The 20,987-nt window shown below is 32.8% G+C and carries 12 protein-coding genes; 10 read left to right on the top strand and 2 right to left on the bottom strand.

All coding sequences use genetic code 11. The features are described 5' to 3' along the window. The first annotated feature begins 63 nt into the window (after window positions 1-63). From JHL18_RS14095 to JHL18_RS14080, 4 genes are all read left to right on the top strand, one after another. Window positions 64-5,412, top strand: a complete 5,349-nt coding sequence (locus tag JHL18_RS14095) for an RICIN domain-containing protein (RefSeq protein WP_200270238.1) — start codon at window positions 64-66, stop codon at window positions 5,410-5,412. A gap of 890 nt (window positions 5,413-6,302) precedes the next feature. Further along, window positions 6,303-7,352 (top strand): glutamine-hydrolyzing carbamoyl-phosphate synthase small subunit, encoded by a 1,050-nt coding sequence (gene carA / locus JHL18_RS14090; protein WP_200270236.1) that lies wholly within the window; start codon window positions 6,303-6,305, stop codon window positions 7,350-7,352. A 33-nt stretch (window positions 7,353-7,385) separates the two neighbouring features. After that, window positions 7,386-10,598 carry a carbamoyl-phosphate synthase large subunit gene (gene carB / locus JHL18_RS14085; RefSeq protein ID WP_200270234.1) on the top strand — a complete coding sequence of 1,071 codons (3,213 nt, stop codon included), beginning with the start codon at window positions 7,386-7,388 and terminating at the stop codon, window positions 10,596-10,598. Window positions 10,599-10,894: 296 nt separating this feature from the next. Beyond that, window positions 10,895-11,170, top strand: a complete 276-nt coding sequence (locus JHL18_RS14080; protein WP_200270232.1) for a YciI family protein — start codon at window positions 10,895-10,897, stop codon at window positions 11,168-11,170. Window positions 11,171-11,327: 157 nt separating this feature from the next. On the opposite strand, the gene JHL18_RS14075 is transcribed toward JHL18_RS14080, so the two are convergent. Both JHL18_RS14075 and JHL18_RS14070 read right to left on the bottom strand, forming a co-directional pair. Then, the gene (locus tag JHL18_RS14075; protein ID WP_200270230.1) at window positions 11,328-12,446 is read right to left on the bottom strand and encodes an HD-GYP domain-containing protein; all 1,119 of its coding nucleotides are present in this window, start codon (window positions 12,444-12,446) and stop codon (window positions 11,328-11,330) included. 224 nt (window positions 12,447-12,670) lie between these two features. Beyond that, window positions 12,671-14,578 (bottom strand): type I glutamate--ammonia ligase, encoded by a 1,908-nt coding sequence (locus JHL18_RS14070; protein WP_200270228.1) that lies wholly within the window; start codon window positions 14,576-14,578, stop codon window positions 12,671-12,673. A gap of 390 nt (window positions 14,579-14,968) precedes the next feature. Here JHL18_RS14070 and JHL18_RS14065 point away from each other — a divergent pair, with 390 nt between their 5' ends. From JHL18_RS14065 to JHL18_RS14040, 6 genes are all read left to right on the top strand, one after another. Next, window positions 14,969-17,056, top strand: coding sequence for a glutamine synthetase III family protein (locus tag JHL18_RS14065; protein ID WP_200270226.1), 2,088 nt, complete (start codon window positions 14,969-14,971; stop codon window positions 17,054-17,056). Between the two features lie 385 nt (window positions 17,057-17,441). Further along, window positions 17,442-18,218, top strand: coding sequence for a glutamate racemase (gene murI / locus JHL18_RS14060; protein ID WP_200270224.1), 777 nt, complete (start codon window positions 17,442-17,444; stop codon window positions 18,216-18,218). A gap of 303 nt (window positions 18,219-18,521) precedes the next feature. Beyond that, window positions 18,522-18,791 carry an STAS-like domain-containing protein gene (locus JHL18_RS14055; protein ID WP_200270222.1) on the top strand — a complete coding sequence of 90 codons (270 nt, stop codon included), beginning with the start codon at window positions 18,522-18,524 and terminating at the stop codon, window positions 18,789-18,791. 479 nt (window positions 18,792-19,270) lie between these two features. After that, entirely contained in the window at window positions 19,271-19,783 is a 513-nt protein-coding gene (locus JHL18_RS14050; RefSeq protein WP_200270220.1) for a peptidylprolyl isomerase, read from the top strand. 67 nt (window positions 19,784-19,850) lie between these two features. After that, a complete protein-coding gene (locus tag JHL18_RS14045) occupies window positions 19,851-20,216 on the top strand; it encodes a DUF3783 domain-containing protein (RefSeq protein WP_200270218.1) in 366 nt (121 codons plus the stop codon). Then, complete coding sequence (locus JHL18_RS14040; RefSeq protein ID WP_200270216.1) at window positions 20,217-20,906, top strand: XRE family transcriptional regulator; 690 nt, start codon at window positions 20,217-20,219, stop codon at window positions 20,904-20,906. Window positions 20,907-20,987 lie beyond the last annotated feature (81 nt).

The raw sequence follows: 20,987 nt of genomic DNA, 5'->3' as shown, positions 1-20,987 counted from the left end.
CTGAGGATTTTTGAGCTTGTGTGAATTTATAATTAAGCTAGAAAATTTATAAGGAGGGATATCATGAAATTTAGAAAGCCTCTTCAGAAAATGCTTTATTTTATATTGTCATTTATGGTCATAACGGCTCAAATGACTGGAATGTATGTGAAAAAGGCTGAGGCTCAAACAAATGACACATCCACTAACAGAAAATATGTGTGGATATCAAACAAGTGGAAAACAGATCAATATTTATTTGACGATGGAAACGGTTACGTTGCTTATGGTAGCGCAATATCTTCTGATTACAAATATCAGTGGGTTATTGAGGACTCTGATGGTCACCAAAGAATTAAAAATAGGGCCACAGGCAATTATATCAGTAGTAAAGATATCGTGGTGGCTGAAGATGCTTGGAGTAAGCATGTTCAATGTACGTCTACTGCAGATATTGATACCCAATGGGATGTAGTTACAGCACCAGATGCTGCATACAAATTATTTAAAAGTGTAAAAAATTCTAGTGGAAACTATATTCTTCATGTTGAAGCGCAGTTAGGTTACGGAGAATGTAGTTATGTAGATCCTAGTTGGGGTAGCCCCCAGTGGAAATTAACTGAGGTTCCAGATGAAAGCTATGTGAGAATAAGAAATCAGTACAAGAATGATGAATATCTTTTTGAAGATCAAACTGGTGCAGTATATTATGGCCATGCAACCATAGATGATCAAAGATATCAATGGACAGTAGAGAAATTTAATGGGCATGAAAGAATTAAAAATAGAGCTACAGGACATTATATTACAACTAATGGAGTAACTGATTGGCAAAGTAAGCTTCCTTGTTTGGATGGAGGTACAAGTCCAAATGCATTGTGGGACATGAATAGTGCTCCAGATAATCCTACTAATGGACCTGATTATAAGGTTTTTAAAAGTGTAGATAAGAGCCTTTATATGCATGTGGAAGCACAGCTTGGATATGCTGAGTGTTCTGAAGGGCCTCAGCCTAGTTGGGGATCAGCTAAATGGGAATTAGTAGATGCACTTCTACCTGTACCAGAAGTAGTTAAGCCAACTCCATACGTTCGTATTACTAATTACTTCAGAGGAATGTTTCTTTATGAGGAAGAGGGAAAAGTTAAATATGGAAATGTTTCAAGCTCGGATATGAGGTCACAATGGATAGTAGTAGATAAGAATGGCAATACAGTAGAAGATTTAAATGGAGAAAGAAAAATCAAGAATAGAGCTACTGGTGATTTTATAAATATAGCAGCACATAAGGATAATATGGAGGCAGTTAAATGCACTGCTGTAGGTGATGGGCTGACTGGTGATACATGGTCTATATCTGATGCAATAAATAGTGGGTTTAAAACAATAACTAATATAGCAGAGAATAAAGATAAAAATTATCTTCATATCGAAAATAAGTTAGGTGTTTTACAATGGAGTGAGATTCCTGCAAACTGGGGTACACCACAATGGAAGTTTGTGCCTTATTATGATTCTGATTTATCAGACTATACAAAGAATTATTTCTATATGAAAGATCACTGGAAGGGTTCATATCTTTATGAAGAAGTAGATTCTAGTAATTCCAATATGGGAGTAGCTAAGTATGGGAACAGGCCAGATAGTAAAAATTTAAATGCTCAATGGGTTTTGGTTAAAAAAGATGATAATTGGCGAATAATGAATAGAGGAACAGGTCACTTCCTTGAAGCAGAAGATGTTCATAATATTCAGGATCCTTTAACTTGTAGCGGAACAATACCAGAGTCATGGACTAGTTCCCAATGGAAAATTGCTTTGGCTCCAGATGATGCAGGAAAAGAAGCGTATAGAATTATTGAAAATGCCTACAAGACTGATCAGTACATACATGTATCTGATCAAACGGGAAGTGCTCAGTGCAGTAATATGAAAGATGCTACAGGTTGGTGGAGTGTCCAATGGATGTTTGAACCTGCTGGGGCAAGGCAAATCAACGTACCTGATGGATATGTTAGATTTAAGAATAACCAAACAGGGGCATATCTATATGAAAATTCAAGTGGAGTTTTATTATATGGAAATCCTGAAGAGAAGGATTCAGCTTCTCATTGGAAGTTAGACAATTATAATGGTGATTTAAAAATAAAGAATAAATATACTGGTCATTATATTTCAATTAAGAAAAATTCGTCTTATATTACATGTAGTGATCTAGATGATGAAGCTACCTGTGATCAATGGAAGATTGAGCAATCTCCTACAGAGGGCTATTACAATATAAGAAGTGTAGAACAAGGAAATGGACTTATTAATGTGCAAGATTCACTAGGTTTTCCTCAGTCATATTTGATTTCAAATGATATGCCAAGCTGCCAATGGGGTGTTGAAACTGCTCCTTCAACAAGTGTAGATCCTTCTTCGGATTCAGTGGGAGAAGAAAATTCTACTAGGGCTTTCGATGAAAGCAATTATATATTGATTAAAAGCCTAGTGAATGGAAAACACTTGTACGATAATAATGGAAAGTTAGAATATGATAAATTAAAAGGAAATGAATTAAATGCTCAGTGGATGATAGAAGATTTTAATGGACATAAGAGAATAAGAAATAGAGAAACTGGCAATTATATCAATTTTGATAAAGATAAAAGCAGTGTGACCATTAAAGACTCTAAAGCTTTAAGTACTAGTGTTGAGTGGAATATAGCTGAGAAGTCAGGGTATTACTATATAAACAGCACTGTATCAAAAGATAAATATATAAGTGTGGATGATAAAGAAAACAGCATTACAATGGGAACTCTAAATGGCAATGCAAGATTTTCTTTTGATAAGGTTCCAAGCGATACAAGATACGAAGCAGAAAAAGCATTTACATCAAGTGATATCAGTGTAAAGAATACACTAAGCGGCTTCTCTGGTACTGGATATATTGAACCACTTTCAAAGATTGGTTCAAAGGTAGTTTATACAATAAATGCCCAAGAAGCAAAAAGTTATACTGTAAATATAAGATATTCAAATATATCTAAGGCAAAGGGGAATTTAAATATCTATGTGAATGGAATTGAGGTTGATAAAGCACAATTTGAGAGTACAAGTTCAGAAGTGCATTGGGCTATTGTTAGTAAAAAGCTAGATTTAAGAAGTGGAATAAATACAATTGAACTTGAGAGAGATGAGACTGATGCTTCTAATATTAATATGGACTGTATAGTAGTAAAAGATAGTATTAGTACTAGTTATAGAGGGGCAACTCTACCTTATGTAGAGTATGAAGCTGAGGATGCTTCTACAAATGGAACAATTCTTGATGATAGCAGAACTTATAAAGAACTTACATCGGAAGCTTCTGGCAGAAAAGCTGTTAAGCTTGATAGTACAGGAGAGTATATAGAGTTTACATTAATAAAGCCTGCGAATTCTATTGTTCTAAGGTATAGTATACCTGATTCCGTTGATGGAAAAGGTATCACTGCTCCTATAAATATGTATGTTAATGGTGAGTATAAGAAAGCTTTAACTTTAACGTCAAAATATAGCTGGATATATGGTTCATATCCATTTAACAACAATCCTGCAGATCAGAACGCTCATCGCTTCTTTGATGAGATGCATGTTATGACGGGAGATTTACCAGCTGGATCAAAGATTAGACTACAAAAGGATGCAAATTGTAATGCAGACTTCTATGTGTTAGATTTTGCTGAGATGGAAGAGGTTGCTTCTGAGTTAGCTCAACCTAAGAACTTTTTATCAATAACAGATTTTGGAGCGATTCCAAATGATTCTAAGGATGATACAAAGGCGCTTGAAGCTTGTATTAAATCTGCTAAAGAAAAAGGCTATGGGGTTTGGATACCAAGTGGAACCTTCGACTTAATAGATGTACCAACAGAAATAAGCAATGTGACTTTAAGAGGGGTTGGTATGTGGTACTCTGTTTTAAAAGGAAAAGGCGCAGCCTTCAAGCTCAAAGGGGATAACTGTAAGTTCTATGATTTTGCGATGATAGGAGATACATCCGTAAGAGATGATAGTGCACCAGAAACAGCCTTTGAGGATAATGGTGGAATAGGCTCAGTAATACAAAACGTTTGGGTAGAACACATGAAATGCGGAGCTTGGCTAAATTCTCCAACAGATGGTTTGCATATAGTAAATAGTAGGATAAGAAATACTTTTGCTGATGGTATTAATTTATGTAATTCAACCAAGAATACCACCATTGAACAATGTCAAATTAGATATACAGGAGATGATGCTATAGCTATATGGTCTGCAAAGGATAGACAGGCAGATGTGCCATGTAGCAATAATATAGTTAAATTTAACACAGTGCAACTTCCTGCTTTAGCTAATAATATTGCGGTTTATGGTGGTGCTGATAATAAAATACAAGATAATATATTACTGGATACTATTAGCTTTGGTGCCGGTATAAATATAAGTTCAAATTTTACTCCAGTACCTTTTAGTGGCACTACTTCTGTAGAGAGAAATACTTTAATAAGATGTGGTGGACACGAATACAACTGGAATGTTGACTATGGTGCAATTTGGATAAACTGTGCTGGACAAGATATCAATGGAAAAATTAAGTTCTCTGACAATAACTTGCTCGATAGCTCTAACCAAGGAGTATCTATACATGGACCAGCTAAGATTGACTCAATTTCTTTTGATAATACAGTTATAGATAAGACTGGTACTTGGGGTATAAACTTTACTGGAGATTCTAAAGGTAGTGTAGAGTTTAATAACTTAATTGTTAGAGATGCTAAAATAGGAAATTTATTTAATGGCGCTGGAGTAAACTTCTCATACAAAATAAATAAATTATCATCACCAATATTAAATAAGGTAATTAGCATTCTAAATAAATCAGAAAATAAAGATATAACTAAATTACCATATGTAATAAAAGGTATTAGTAAGGCAGGAACTAAAGTATCTTTATTAATAGGAGATAAATCAGTAGATATTAAACCAGATAGTGATGGAACTTGGAACTATGAGCTAACTGAAATTACAAATGGCAATTATATAATTAAGGCTTTAGCAAAAAATGAAAAGGATGAAGTTCTTGGACAAGACCAAAGTGAAATAAATATAAATGTAGGGAATAGTAATCCTAATCAAGGAAATGGACAACAGCCAGGTAGTAATGGTTCAGAAGGTGGTTTGCAGCCTAGTGATGGGGGAAGTAGCTCTAATGGATCCCAACCAAGTAGTGGAGAACATAATCAAACTGATCCTAAACCACAAGGAAATAGTAACTCAAAGCCTAATACTGATACCCAAAATGAAAAAGATGCTATTCCTAAGACTGGAAGTATAGTTACTGTAGAATTTTTAATATCATTAGGACTTATACTGATTTTTGCAGGCATAGTTCTTACCAAGAATAAAAAGACTGCTAGTAAATAATATTCTACTTATTATACCATGCACAAAAGTATGGATTGATGCATAAATATACAATGGTGGGTTTATGAAAGTTCAATGAGAGATATTTATAAAATAATAATCACATTGACAAAATGCTTGGTATAGATAATAATATAATGGACTCAATAGGACAAAAAGAGTACAAGGTAAGTTATTTTAACTTACAAATACCTATAGGCAAGGTATAATATTGTTAATGGTTAAAGATTACCCGTTTGGGTAATCTTTAATCATTTCAAGAAAAATAAAAAAACTTTTATTTCTTGACATAGACTATAGGTTAAACTAGAATAGATATAAATAACAAATAATAAATAATAAGGTAGATAATACACTTTAAATTGGTCCAGAGAGGCCAGAAAGGGGTATGATTATATGGCATACAGTTTTTGTCATGGAATTAAACAAATAGCTTTGATTATAATTGAATATCCTGCTGAATATATAGGGTATCTAAGAGATTAGTGTTTTTTATTAATCTCTTAGATATCCTTTTGTTTTGTTTAAAGAGGCTAAGCTTATACAATATTTATTTGCTATATGATATAGCAGCAAATATAAACTTAATGCTGAGCTGCTAAGATAATGCTGCAGTTTTTGATACAAGTAGATTGAGTTTTATACATTTATCTTTAGTGGAGGCCAAAAAGAGTAGGTTTGTGAAAATGTTAAATGTACATTTAAAGCAGATTCTAACGGAGCAAAGCAAAAGTATACAGTCACTATTAGAATAAATCATAAAATACATGCATAAATTGTTATTGACGAATATTTATGCAATATGATTTAATAAATATACATGAGTAAGTTCGGCAGGAACCTCGCTTGTACAAGTGTATTTTCCCTAAAGGATTATAAGGAGGACTATAATGAAAGCAAAGCTTATATTGGAAAATGGTATTGTTTTTGAAGGAAAAGCTTTTGGATATCTAAAAGAAAGTGTTGGAGAGGTAGTATTTAATACCGGAATGACAGGATATCAAGAAGTACTTACAGATCCATCATATTATGGACAGATAGTTACTATGACTTATCCTTTGATTGGAAACTACGGAATAAATCTTGAAGACATGGAGTCTTCTTACCCTAAAGTTAAAGGGTTTATAGTAAGAGAAAGATGTGCTTCACCAAGTAATTTTAGATGCGAATTAGAAATAGAAACTTTCCTAAATAATAACAAAATAATTGGACTTGAAGGAATAGATACAAGAGCACTTACTAAGATATTAAGAGAAAATGGAACTATGAAGGGTGTAATAACACTAGATGAAATCTCTTCAGAAGAGGCTCTGAAGAAAACAGAACTTTATTCAAATAAAGATGCAGTTTTTAATGTTACTACAGGTGAAGCTTATGAGTTTTATGGAAGCGGAAAACATATAGCTATAATGGATTTTGGGGTTAAGCAAAATATAATAAATAGTTTTGTGAAAAGAAATTGCAGAGTCACAGTTTTTCCAGCGACCACTTCAGCAGAAGAAGTACTACAGGTTAATCCAGATCTTGTGTTTTTATCAAATGGGCCTGGAGATCCAGAAGATTTATCAGATATCGTAGAGAACGTTAAGAGCATTGTAGGAAAGAAGCCTATAGTAGGCATATGTCTTGGACACCAGATATTAGCTCTAAGTCTTGGCGGAAAAACTAAGAAACTTAAGTTTGGACATAGAGGATGTAATCATCCGGTAAAAGACATTGATAAAAATAGAGTTTATATCACTTCTCAAAACCATGGTTATTATGTAGATGTACTTCCAAAAGACGTAAGAGCAACTCATATAAGTGTGAATGATGGAACTATAGAGGGGATGAAACATGAAGTTTTACCTATTTTCTCCGTACAATTCCATCCTGAAGCTAGTCCAGGACCAAAGGATAGTGACTATATATTCGATGAGTTCATAAAATTTGCACAGTAACTATTAGTGAAGAACACTTAGGAGGTAGCCATTATGCCAATTAAAAAAGATATTAAAAAAGTATTAGTAATAGGTTCAGGGCCAATAGTAATAGGGCAGGCAGCAGAATTTGATTACTCAGGAACTCAAGCGTGCCAAGCACTTAAGGAAGAAGGGCTAGAAGTAGTTCTAATAAACTCTAATCCTGCCACTATAATGACGGATGCTGAAGTTGCAGATAAGGTGTATTTAGAACCGCTGACTATAGAGTTTGTTGAGAAAGTTATAGCAGAAGAGAGACCTGACAGTCTTTTAGCAGGAATGGGCGGACAAACAGGCCTAAACTTAGCTGTTGAACTCTATGATAAAGGGATACTAGATAAGTATAATGTAAAAATTATAGGTACCTCTGTCGAAGGTATAAAAGAAGGAGAAGACAGAGAATTATTTAGAGCTATGATGCATAGAATAGGTCAGCCTGTTATAAAGAGTGAGATAATAACAGACTTAGAGGCTGGAAAGGAATTTGCTAAAACTATAGGTTATCCTGTAATAGTAAGACCAGCATATACCCTAGGGGGAACTGGTGGTGGTATAGCTAATAATGAAGAACAACTGGAAGAAATTCTATTATTAGGTATGCAGTTAAGCTCTATAGGACAGGTGTTGCTTGAAAAGAGTGTAAAGGGTTGGAAAGAAGTAGAATATGAAGTAATGAGAGATAGCTTTGGAAATTGTATAACTGTATGTAATATGGAGAATATTGATCCTGTTGGAATACATACTGGTGATAGTATAGTTGTAGCTCCAAGCCAAACTTTATCTGATAAAGAGTATCAGATGCTTAGAAGTGCTTCTATAGATATAATAAATGCCGTTGGAATAGAAGGTGGATGTAATGTTCAGTTTGCACTTAATCCACAGTCCTTTGAATACGCAGTAATTGAAATAAATCCTAGAGTTTCCAGATCATCAGCCTTGGCTTCTAAAGCAACAGGATATCCAATAGCTAAGGTTGCTGCGAAGTTAGCATTAGGTTATGCGCTTGATGAGATAAAGAATGCGGTAACTCAAAAAACCTACGCATGTTTTGAGCCTTCATTAGATTATGTAGTTGTTAAGATTCCAAAATGGCCATTTGATAAATTCAAAAGTGCTGATAGAGCTTTAGGAACTAAGATGATGGCTACAGGGGAAATAATGGCTATAGGAAGTGATTTCGAATCAGCTTTTCTCAAGGGAATTAGATCTTTAGAAATAGGAAGGTATTCCTTAGAGTTTAAAAAGTTTAGGGAGCTTTCTATGAAAGAATTAAAAGAGATGGTGATAACACCAGATGATGAAAGAATTTTTGCTCTGGCAGAAATGCTTAGAAGAAATTATAGGATGGATAAAATTGTTGAGATAACAGGAGTTGATTTATTCTTCTTAGAAAAATTCAAGTGGATGGTTGATGAAGAGCAAAGACTAAGGCTTGCTAAAATAGGTGACGTAGATAAGGAATGGTTATATAAACTTAAGAGGAAGGGTTTCTCTGATAAGGGGATTGCAGATCTTTTAGAAGTTTCGCCAGATGATATTTATAGATTAAGAGATATCTGGAATATAAGACCTGTATATAAGATGGTTGATACCTGTGGTGGCGAGTTTGAAGCTTTATCTCCATACTATTATTCCACTTATGAGACTTATGATGAAGTTGAAGTAAGTGATAGAAGAAAAGTTATGGTAATAGGATCTGGGCCTATAAGAATAGGACAGGGAATAGAATTTGACTACGCATCAGTTCACTGTGTAAAATCACTTAGAAATCTTGGCATAGAAACAATAATAGTAAATAATAATCCTGAAACTGTAAGTACAGATTTTAATATATCAGATAAATTATACTTTGAACCATTAACAGAAGAGGATGTATTTAATATAATTGAAAAAGAAAAACCGGAAGGTGTAATACTTCAATTTGGTGGGCAAACAGCTATAAAGCTTGCAAAATTTCTTAAAGAAAAAAATATAAAGACCTTAGGAACTACAGCGGATCAGATAGATTTAGCTGAGGATAGAGAGAAGTTTGATGCTTTACTTGAAGAATTAGGCATATTTAGACCTAAAGGAAAAGGAATTTGGAGTGTAGAAGAAGGTGTAAATGAGGCGAGAGAGCTTGGCTTCCCTGTACTTGTAAGACCTTCCTATGTGCTTGGTGGTCAAGGTATGGAAATAACTCATGATGAAGAAGAGTTGAAGTTCTATTTGAATAATGCCTTCGAAAAAGATAGAAAGAATCCTATACTTATAGATAAATATCTTATGGGAAGAGAAATAGAAGTTGATGCTATATCAGATGGAGAAGATGTTTTAATACCAGGAATAATGGAACATCTTGAAAGAGCTGGAGTACACTCAGGCGACAGTATAACAATCTATCCAAGTCAAAATTTAAGTCAAGATATAAAAGATAAAGTGTTAGAATACACTAATAAACTTGCTCTTGCTATAGGGATAAAAGGAATGATAAACATACAATTTATAGAGTTTAAGGGTGAACTGTATGTTATAGAAGTTAATCCAAGAGCTTCAAGAACTGTTCCATATATAAGTAAAGTTAGTGGAGTGCCTATAGTGGATGTAGCTACTAGAATAATGCTCGGAGCTAAACTTAAGGAATTAGGTTATGGAACTGGTGTATACAAAGAACCAAGTTTAATATCTGTGAAGGTTCCGGTATTCTCTACTCAAAAGCTTCCAAAGGTTGAAGTTTCTCTTGGGCCAGAAATGAGATCTACTGGAGAAGTATTAGGAGTAGGTAGAACTCTAGAGGAAGCTTTATACAAAGGATTTGTAGGAGCATATATGTATACTCTAAGCAAGAAGAAGGGTACTGTACTTGCTACTATAAATAAACATGACAAAGAAGAATTTCTTCCAATAGCAAAAGCACTTTCTGATGTTGGATATGATTTTATAGCTACAGCAGGTACTGCTGAACTTTTAAGAACTGCAGGTATAGATGCTAGAGAAGTTAGAAAACTAAATGAAGATCATCCGAATATAATAGATATAATAAAGAATAAAGAGGTAGATTTAGTTATAAATACGCCAACTAAAGGTAATGACTCAAAGAGAGATGGCTTCCATATAAGAAGAGCAGCTATAGAAAGAAATATAGGAGTTATCACAGCACTTGATACATTTAATGCTTTAGTAAAGGTTAAAACAAGTAAAATTGAAGAAAGAGATCTTGAAGTGTTCGACATGGCAAAGAAATAGTTTACTGCAATAAAGTTATTTCAAGTTAAAATTATTGCGATGAAAACATCTAGGAGTACCTAGATGTTTTTTTATATTTACCTTAAAGACCTCAGTTTTACAATATTCTTTAAAATACAACAAAGAGTGTATAAGATATATGGAATAATATGTTGAAAAATATAAGTTCATATATTGACATATGAACGCATGTTCGCTACAATATAATCAAACGTATGTTCGAGAAAAAATAATGCATAAAAATATGTACAAGCTCATATGATTAGGTAAGGATGAAAAAAGGGAGGACTTATGAGATGAAAAAAAATGGTGGAATATTTGTTAAGATAAACTATAAGTTAGATAGTGTTGAAAAGAAAAGAATTAAAGATACTAATGCAAAGTATAGAGAGATGAATCTATCAAAATATTTATTATGTGCTGGAACTTATAATAAAAATGGAGGAACTTTTATATTTCAAGCAAATAGTTTTCAAGAAGCTGAAGAAATAATAAACAATAATCCTTTTGTTGGAACTGATCTGTACTCATTTGAAATATTAAGTAATAACTATTTAGCTTTAAACAATTAATGACTTAACAATATTACATCGTAAGGATTTTTCAAGGCTTATAATGTCATAAATAGATTTGATGAGCGTGTCAGTAAAAAGGCTTTTTATAATACATATAAGTGCATTATAAAAAGCCTTTTAGATTAGATAGATTTAATTGGTTACATAAGTCTATCTATATTTCATATTCAATTGATAATATAACTAAGGATAATTCCTTTACTAGACTGATTAAAGAACCAATAGAAGTGTCGTTATCACTTTTTATAACTTTAACTTCAGGTCTAAGAGGATAATCAGGGGGAGTGCTTTCTACCACGCAGATATCTCCATTGCTTAGCTTTACTAGAGTGCCTTCAGGATACGGGACTAGTATCTTAGTAAATGCTTTTACTATATCATAATCAAACATAGAACCAGCGTTTCCTAGTATAAATTCAAAGGCTTCATTTGGACAAAGTGCTCTTCTATATGGTCTATCAGAAGTTAATGCATCGTAAACATCTGCTACTGCAACGATTTTAGCAAGCTTATTAATCTTTGAACTTTTTTTGCCATCAGGGTAACCAAGTCCGTCTTCTCTTTCATGGTGCTGTAATACTACCATTCTAGAGAAGGATGATATATTATGTACAGTTTTTAGATAAGAGTATCCTTTCTTAGGATGATCTTTCATTATCTCGAATTCTGAATAACTTAAAGGTCCATCCTTTAAGAGTATTTCTTTCGGTATAAAAACTTTTCCAATATCATGAAGCAAGGCGCCTATGCAAAGATCTAGTAGTTCGTGTTTCTGAAGTTGAAGCCCGATACCTAAAACTAGAGATAATATAGCAACATTAACGCAATGTTGATAAGTATATGCATCCATAGTCTTTATATCAACTAAGTTTATCATTATGTTTTTATTCGAAAGTATATTTTCTAATAATTCTTCTGCAAGTCCATGAATAGATGATAAATATTCTTCTTTTTGTTTTAGAAGAATATTTTTTTTGTTTTTATTCAATGATGAATTGTGAAGATTTGAATATATTCTTTCTACATCATTAAAAGTTTCTCTAACTAAAGATATTGATTTTTGTCTTAATTCAGGCTTTATTATGTCATCAATTTCTTTTTCGCTATATTCATCCATTACGTATAACGAATAAATATGTATATCTTTTATCCTTTTTATCAAAGGAGTCGACAATTTAACTCCTTCTTTTAAAAGAGTTCGTCCATTTTCATCAAATAAAGTTTTACCTAAATAACAACCTTCTCTTACACATTCAATAGGAACTAGTCTCATTTCCTACACCTCATCTTAAGATATATAGTCAATTATACTACAAACACAGCAAAGAGTCTTCTATACTTTTATTAAAAATTCACATAATTGATAAATTTTAAACTAACAATAAAAAGTCTTTGAAGCCGCTAGGTTTAGGTGAATCTTAAATTTTATATTTTTCTTTACAGTAAAAAAGAAACCTATAGTTTATAGGTTTCTTTTTTATTCTAATTATTATTAATCTAAATGTCTATATCTAATAAATTTTTCTTGTATGAGCTATATAGATATCTTAATAAAGACATTTTATCGTCTAATTCTATTTGTAGGTTTGATGCTGTTTCAAGATCATCTGCCACTATAGCTTCTTTGATCTTTGTGAATAGACTTTTATTTGTGTAGCTATCTTTCATTATATAGTGTCTTAAATCATTTATTGCCATCCAATTTGATATGTCTAAGTCCAGTGCTTTATCAAGTGAATGTACAGCTTTAAAACTTCTTATTTCACTAGCATATTCAGAAATTACTCTGCTAGTTATTTCTGTAGTCCATCTCTTGTTTACTCCAAGCCTAAAGCTTTTTATAAGTTTATCAGTAAATACATTATTTCTCTTTAATGCTTCAACCTTTTCAGGGTACTTATCTAAAGCTAGTAAGTTTTCATAAACAGTAGCGGGTGCTTTTCCAAAGAACTCATCTCTTTCTTCTTGAGTGAAATCTTCAAAAACATCCTCTTCAGCTCTATAAGCTCTGTCCTTTTCAAGATAATCAGCATTTTCGCCTGCTTTTTTGGAAAGTTCAGCAAGTAACTCTTCTTCTGTTTTATTATTTTCTAAAGCATACAATATACCATCTAACATTGCTAAGTAAGATGTACTTAGTGCTAAATAGGTATTAGTATGAGGATTTGGTGCTCTAAGCTCGAATCTTGTTGCTAAAGGAGTGTGAGGGTCTCTTACAAGGCCAGCCAAAATAGTTCTGTTTCTTGATGGAACCTCAGGACTGTGACCTAAGGAAGTAACTATGCAAACAGGAGCTTCATAACCTGGTTTTAATCTTCTCAAAGAGTCTGCTGTTGAAGAAACAAAAGGATTTACAACTTCATAATTTTTAAGAAGTCCCATTATAGCACCATAACCTATAGCACTTAAGAAATCATTTTTAGTTGCAGCGAAGAGATTGATTCTTTTTCCATCCTTAAGCTTAACGCTAACACCAAGATGAGTATGCTCTCCGCTTCCTGCTACTCCTTCAATTGGTTTTGCAAGGAAAGTAACATCTAAGCCGTTTCTTCTAAAGGTTTCTTTTACAAGATTTCTTATGAATAATTCATTATCTGCAGATTGTATAGCATCTGAATACTTCCAATCTATCTCTAACTGTTCCATTACATGATTAAAGTTTCCTGATGAATCAAACTTCCCTTTAACTCCACCAACCTCTTTATGACCCATTTCTGGTTCAAAACCGTAGCTTTCCATTAGCATTAAGCTTTGCTCTAAGGCTGTTCTTACAACACCTTTAGTTCTAGTCCAATATTGTTCTTGTAGCACTTGAGAAGTTGAAAGTTCTTCTGTTTCAACTTTATCATTAGGGGTTTTAACCCAAAATTCAAGTTCAGTAGCAGAAGTTATTACGATTTGATCTATATCATTGAAAGTTATTCCGAAAGGTTTAAGAGTTTCTGGTTTCTTTGCAAATATATCTAATAATGTTGTTTTAAAAGTCTCAACTGCTGATTTTAATATGTGTCTTGAATCAACAGCAACTCCTTCGTGGTGAAGGAAACAAGGAATTCTTAAAGTTCCAACTGGTTTTTCAGTTTCAGAATCTATGAATTCATAATTATAATCAACAAACCAATTTGAATCTAAGTCTGTAATCATATCTACTTTAGCGTTATTTAATGTAGCTATTTCAGGCAGAACTACTGAGGAACCGTCGGTTTGAACAGCAGTACCGTTTAAAAATGACTCTATATCATCTTTGAATAAACTTACTGGGATTTTTTCGTCTGTATCATTACCTGATAAGTCAATACCTACGATTGATACGAATTTTATCTCTGGATGGGAATCGAGTAGTGATAATAAGTCCTCTTTATTGTGCTTATCAGTAGGAATAGTATAAATAAGATTTTTTGCCATAATTATTTGCACTTACTTTAAATAATAGAAAAGTAAGCACTGGTTCACTTCCTTTCATTGAAAATTTTAGTGAATTTCTAAGGCTAAATGATTGATAAAATAACATTTATATCATAGAAAAATTGTATTATAACGAAACGTATAGTGTCAATGAAATCATAGTTAAAAATCAAGACAATCAATAAAAAAAGTTTGAGAAAGTTATAAAATTATAAAAAAATAAAATGTATACGTATTAAAATGTTGATTTTACAAAAAAATAGTTGTTTTGTGTAGATTGAGCTTATTTTGATGTTTACAGCAATTCAGGGTGCTATAATTTTCAATAGTAAATTAAAAGATGAGCACGGTTTGTGTAAAATAGGTTTGAATACGAAAGGGGCTATTACGATGAGCAATTTTGGTGAATTATACGGTATAAATGTATTTAATGATGCAACTATGAAAGAACGTCTTCCTAAAGCAACTTATAAAGCATTGAAGAAAGCAGCTGCAGAAGGGGTATCTGTAGATTTAGCTGTTGCAGATGTTGTTGCTTCAGCGTTAAAAGATTGGGCAGTAGAAAAAGGTGCTACACACTTTACTCACTGGTTCCAACCACTAACAGGTATAACTGCAGAAAAACATGACTCTTTTATATGTCCAACTGAAGATGGAAAAGTTATATTAGAGTTTACAGGAAAAGAACTAATAAAGGGAGAACCAGATGCATCTTCATTCCCATCAGGTGGAAGCAGAGCTACTTGTGCTGCAAGAGGATACACAGCTTGGGACGTAACTTCTCCTGCTTTTGTTAAGGATGGAACTTTATATATTCCAACAGCATTTGTTTCTTACACTGGAGAAGCTCTTGATAAGAAGATTCCTTTACTTCGTTCAATGGAAGTTCTATCAAAAGAAGCTTTAAGACTTTTAAAAGTATTAGGAAACACTACAGCAACTAAGGTTACAACAACAGTTGGACCAGAACAAGAATACTTTATCGTGGACAAGAAGTTATATGATAAACGTCCAGATCTTATATATACAGGAAGAACTTTATTTGGAGCTAAGCCTGCAAAGGGACAAGAACTTGAAGATCACTACTTTGGTTCTTTAAAAGAAAGAATATCATCCTTCATGAAGGCTTTAGATAAGGAACTTTGGGAGCTTGGAATATCTGTAAAGACTAAGCATAACGAAGTTGCTCCAGCTCAACATGAGTTAGCACCAATATTCAGTACCACAAATGTTGCAACAGATACTAACCAGCTTACAATGGATGTTATGAAGAAGGTTGCCTTAAGACATGGTTTAGTATGTTTATTACATGAAAAGCCATTTGCAGGTGTTAATGGTTCAGGTAAACACAATAACTGGTCAATGAGTACTAATGATGGACAAAATCTTCTTGAGCCAACAGCTGCTCCTCACAAGAATAAGCAATTTTTGTTATTCTTAACAGCAGTTATTAAGGCGGTAGATGAATATTCAGATTTACTAAGAGCTTCAGCTGCCAACGCTGGTAATGACCATCGTTTAGGTGCAAATGAAGCACCACCAGCTATAATATCAATATTCCTAGGAGATCAATTACAAGATTTAATTGAACAAATAGAAAAAGGTGAAGTTACTTCATCAATTGATGCAGGTGAATTAGACTTAGGAGTTTCAACTCTACCTAAATTAGTTAAGGATCCAACAGATAGAAATAGAACATCACCATTTGCCTTTACTGGCAATAAGTTTGAGTTTAGAATGGTTCCTTCTTCAGGAAATATAGCAGATTGCAATACTGTATTAAATACAATAGTTGCTGAAGTTATTTCTGAATTTGCGGATAGACTTGAAAAGGCAGCAGATTTAGACGCTGAAATAAAAGTTTTATTAACTGAAACTGTTAAGAAACACAACAAGATAATATTCAACGGAAATGGTTATTCTGATGAATGGGTTGTTGAAGCTGAGAAAAGAGGTCTTGCAAATATAAAGACAACAGTTGAGGCTACAAAGGCTTATATATCAGAAAAGAATGTAGCATTGATGGAGAAACATGGTGTATTAAGCAAGCTAGAAATGCATGCTCGTTATGATGTTAATCTTGAAATTTATGCTAAGACTATAAATATAGAAGCAGAAACAACACTTGAGATTGCAAAACGTCAAATACTACCTGCAGTTATCAAGTTTGAAACAAGCTTAGCTCAATCAATAAGCGCTGTTAAAGCTGCTGGAGCAGGTGCTGGAGTTCAAAGCGAGCTTTTAGCTGAAGTAGATGAACTTGCAGTAGCTTTAAAGAAGAACATTGGTGAGTTAGAAGCTTCAGTAGAAAAGGCACAAGCTTTAGATGGAGATGCTTATGCTGTTGCTCACTTCTACAAATTTGATGTGTTTGAAAAGATGCAAGCTGTAAGAGCTGTTGCTGATACACTAGAAACTTTGGTTGATAAGGATGTATGGCCTTTACCAACTTACGGTGAATTGTTGTTCAACGTATAATATAGATAAACTACTTCATATTGGAATTTATCCAAATAAAGATTCGTAGGACCATCGAAGTCTTTATTTGGAGTCTAATGACTGAAGTAGTTTATCAGTTCAGTGGAATAGATATTTATTTGAGTATATATTAGAAGAGAGTTCTCACAGTTGGTTAACATTGTGAGAGCTCTTTTTAATTTAGAGGCTGGTTGAAGTTCTTTATGGATATATAGCAAAAAACAAAACTAATTGACTAAAAGGTTAGTTTAGGGAGTTTTGAAAAACATATGATTGTATTTAGTACACACGTATAAATTAATAATTAAAGTTGTGACTTTATATAGATTTATTAACTGTAAAGTAATAAAATAATTTTAGAAACTATTAGGTTGGAGTGATGAATATGAGTAACAATGAGAGTATAAAGCCAATAGGTTTTTTTGATTCAGGAGTAGGTGGCCTGAGTGTTATGAAGAAGGCTATAGAATTTATGCCTTGGGAAGATTACATATATTTTGGAGATGCTAAAAATGCGCCATACGGCACAAAGACCGTTGATGAAGTGAAAAAACTTACTTTTGATGCTACTGAGTTTTTAATAAGTAAAGGAGTAAAGGCCGTTGTGATAGCTTGTAATACTGCTACTTCAGCTGCTATTGATGAACTAAGAGCTCATTATAAAAATATCCCTATAATAGGTATTGAGCCTGCACTTAAACCAGCGGTTGAGTCGTGCAAGGATGGGAAAATAGTAATAATGGCCACGCCTATGACTCTTGCTGAAAAGAAGTTTAGAAACTTAATGGAGAAGTACTCAGAAGAAGCTGAGATTGTACCTCTTCCTTGTGCAGGATTAGTAGAACTTATAGAAGCTGGAGTTACGGATGGAGATGAAGTGATAAGCTTTCTAGAGAAGAAGTTTTTAGATATAGATAAAGATACAATTTCAGCTGTTGTTCTAGGATGTACACATTATCCTTTTGTGAAAAAAGCTATTGCAAAGGTTATTGGAGATAAAGCTATATTAATTGATGGAAGTGAAGGTACCGCTAAAGAGCTTAGGAGAAGACTTGGAAAAGGTGGCATATTAGGGGATAAAGGAAGGAAAGGAGAGATAACCATATATAACTCACTTCAAGAAAATAAAGTGATTGAGCTTAGTTATGAACTTTTAAAATAAATAAAAAATTCGCTGAAGTTATTTTCTTTGGTGGATTTTTTTGCGAATCTGCCTTTTCTTAAGTGTATATGAAGAATCTTACAGGCTATATATTCTTTTTTAACTTAATATTATATCTTAAGTTTATTGGTGTAGTTATTTAAAAATATAATTTAATTATAAACTTTAAAAAGTAAAAAAAACTTTGTTAAATTATTGACAAAATAATAGGTTCTTGATATATTATATATAGAGGATAAATTATCTGAAAATTATAAAAAAGGAATATAAATTCTTATCAATATATATCAAGGGGTGTGTCATATGAAAGTTAATGTTAGAGAGTTTTTAGGGGAAAATTTTGTTGTTGAGGACGCTATACTGTTAAGAGAGTTTATTCAAGAGAATATTGATCAAGACATCGAGTTAGATTTTGAAGGATTCGAAAGAATTCCAACCACATTCTTATGTTGCTTATTTACAGATTTAATAAATAAGAATGGAAGAGACTTTATTATTTCGCATATCAATGTTAAAAACTTGTCAAATTTTAAGGATTATTCAAGAGTTGTTAGGGGAACAACATTTAATTAATCGTAAATTTGAATATAATATGATTTGAAATAATGCGTGAGTAATGGAGCATGTTTAAGGGGGATAACTTAAATATGCTCCATTACTTTTTACTGTAAAAGAAAGTATAAGATTTTTAAGTTAGCTAAGCCTAGATATTTCAAAGGTTTTGGAAGCTTTTTATGGCGATACAGTAAAAAATAAAATCATATCGCCTGCCAAATTTTCCTCATATACATTCGGAAAGGCAGATGCGTTAAAAAAGCTCGCTGAAGGAGGACGCTTCATCGACTTTTTTATTGAAGCATCGTACCGGTTCAGAGGAGTAGATATTGCTGTTATATGGATATAAAATATAAAGTTTAATATGGAGAGGTACATAAATAGAATTATTGATATTACAGTATAAAGTATTATATAATTTACCTATGTAGAATTTAACATGGAAATAATGTCAATAATATAGATTATATTTCCGTATTTTGAAAGGAGAATTATTTATGAATCCAATAGTTACTATAAAAATGGCACAGGGCGGTGTAATAAAAGCAGAGTTATATCCAGAGGTTGCACCTAATACTGTTAAAAACTTTGTATCTCTTATTAAAAAAGGATTTTATGATGGAGTAATTTTTCATAGAGTGATACCAGGCTTTGTTATACAAGGAGGAGATCCACAAGGTATAGGTATAGGTGGTCCTGGATATTCAATAAAAGGCGAATTTGCAGCTAATGGTTTCAAGAATGATTTGAACCATACAAAAGGAGTTCTTTCAATGGCTAGATCAGGTCATCCTGACTCAGCTGGAAGTCAATTTTTTATAATGGTAGCTGATGCTCCACACTTAAATGGCCAATATGCAGCTTTCGGTAAAGTAACAGAAGGTCTTGATGTAGTTGATGGTATTGTAGCAACAAAAACAGACTACAGCGATAAGCCATATGAAGATCAAGTTATGGAAAAGGTAACTGTTGAAGGTGCAGATGACCTTGGAGAACCAGAAACACTATAATATGTAGATAAACCAGTTCCAAGTGAAACATATATATGATATCAGTTTAAACTGGAGGTAAGCCAAAATGTTAGAGAACCAAAAATGTATTTTAGCCTATGGGTTAGAAAAAGAAGAAATGAAGCAATTAGAGCTTACGAACAATAAGATAATAGTGATAACTACTGAGATGGTTGATATGAAGATTAAAGACTTAATTTCAGGCTTAAAGTTTGAGACTGTAGACAAAGCCTTGCCGCAGGAAAAGGTTCTGATATTTAACAATTTTGAAGATAAAGAATTACAGGAATATATAAAGATAGCTAGAGCAATAGTGAAAGAGTCAATATTAGCGGTGGTTACACCAACCTCTAGCGAATGGACCTTTAGTTACTTAATTGAGCATCTAATCGAGGAACGCGAATGGTATAAAAAGCAGAAAGGAAGAGTTTAATTGAGTAGGGTAGGAGATAAGATAAAGCAATCTAGAATTAATGCTGGCATTACTCAAAAAACATTAGCTAAAAAGCTAGGAGTAGCAGAAAAATTTATAAATGAAGTTGAAATGGGCAAAAGAATACTTAATGAAGCTCTTATAGAAAAGATTGCTAAGGTACTTAATACAGACCTAAATGATGTCAACATGGTTGTTACAGATGAAGATTTGAAAAAAGAAAGAGAAGTTGTAAAAAAGGTATACGAACCTAAGAAGTCTGAAGCAGCTCCTAAAGGTGAAATGGACGAAGTTTGGAATCAAGCATTTGGTTCAGTACTAAAAAATGTCCCTATTTATGATTATTCTATGAGGAAGTCATATGGATACAAGGAAATGGTTCTTCACTCAAATAAGATTGAGGGACATAGTGTAGATAAGGTGTTTTATCTAAAGATTGAAAATGATGATATGGCAGGTTTTAGAATAACTGAAGGGGATATCGCTTTTTGTCATAGCATTAAGGATATTGAGAATAACTCTATATGCTTGATAGAGCTTAATGATAATAGAGTTATACGACAAGTTAAGAAACTAGACAGTTCGAAGGTTCTATTGATAAGTAATAAGGGTTCAGTAAAAACTGAGACTGCTAATGTAAAAGATATAAAATTAATAGGCAAATTAGATAGACTAGAGATAGTTCTATAAAATACGAACGAATTTTTATTAAGTAAAAGAGTAATGCAGTGCATTACTCTTTTATTTTTTGAATAACTTAGTATATGGAGA

The organism is Clostridium yunnanense (genome assembly GCF_016595795.1).
Taxonomy (GTDB): Bacteria; Bacillota; Clostridia; order Clostridiales; family Clostridiaceae; genus Clostridium_AR; species Clostridium_AR yunnanense.
The sequence above is the reverse complement of the archived record's forward strand: the minus strand, read 5'-3'. Positions and strand labels throughout refer to the sequence as shown.

Bases quoted from the DNA above. Each gene is read 5' to 3' on its own strand.
- JHL18_RS14075 (WP_200270230.1), bottom strand. From the start codon at position 12,446: ATGAGACTAGTTCCTATTGAATGTGTAAGAGAAGGTTGTTATTTAGGT.
- JHL18_RS14050 (WP_200270220.1), top strand. From the start codon at position 19,271: ATGAATCCAATAGTTACTATAAAAATGGCACAGGGCGGTGTAATAAAA.
- carA (WP_200270236.1), top strand. From the start codon at position 6,303: ATGAAAGCAAAGCTTATATTGGAAAATGGTATTGTTTTTGAAGGAAAA.
- JHL18_RS14080 (WP_200270232.1), top strand. From the start codon at position 10,895: ATGAAAAAAAATGGTGGAATATTTGTTAAGATAAACTATAAGTTAGAT.
- carB (WP_200270234.1), top strand. From the start codon at position 7,386: ATGCCAATTAAAAAAGATATTAAAAAAGTATTAGTAATAGGTTCAGGG.
- JHL18_RS14055 (WP_200270222.1), top strand. From the start codon at position 18,522: ATGAAAGTTAATGTTAGAGAGTTTTTAGGGGAAAATTTTGTTGTTGAG.
- JHL18_RS14045 (WP_200270218.1), top strand. From the start codon at position 19,851: ATGTTAGAGAACCAAAAATGTATTTTAGCCTATGGGTTAGAAAAAGAA.
- murI (WP_200270224.1), top strand. From the start codon at position 17,442: ATGAGTAACAATGAGAGTATAAAGCCAATAGGTTTTTTTGATTCAGGA.
- JHL18_RS14065 (WP_200270226.1), top strand. From the start codon at position 14,969: ATGAGCAATTTTGGTGAATTATACGGTATAAATGTATTTAATGATGCA.
- JHL18_RS14095 (WP_200270238.1), top strand. From the start codon at position 64: ATGAAATTTAGAAAGCCTCTTCAGAAAATGCTTTATTTTATATTGTCA.
- JHL18_RS14070 (WP_200270228.1), bottom strand. From the start codon at position 14,578: ATGGCAAAAAATCTTATTTATACTATTCCTACTGATAAGCACAATAAA.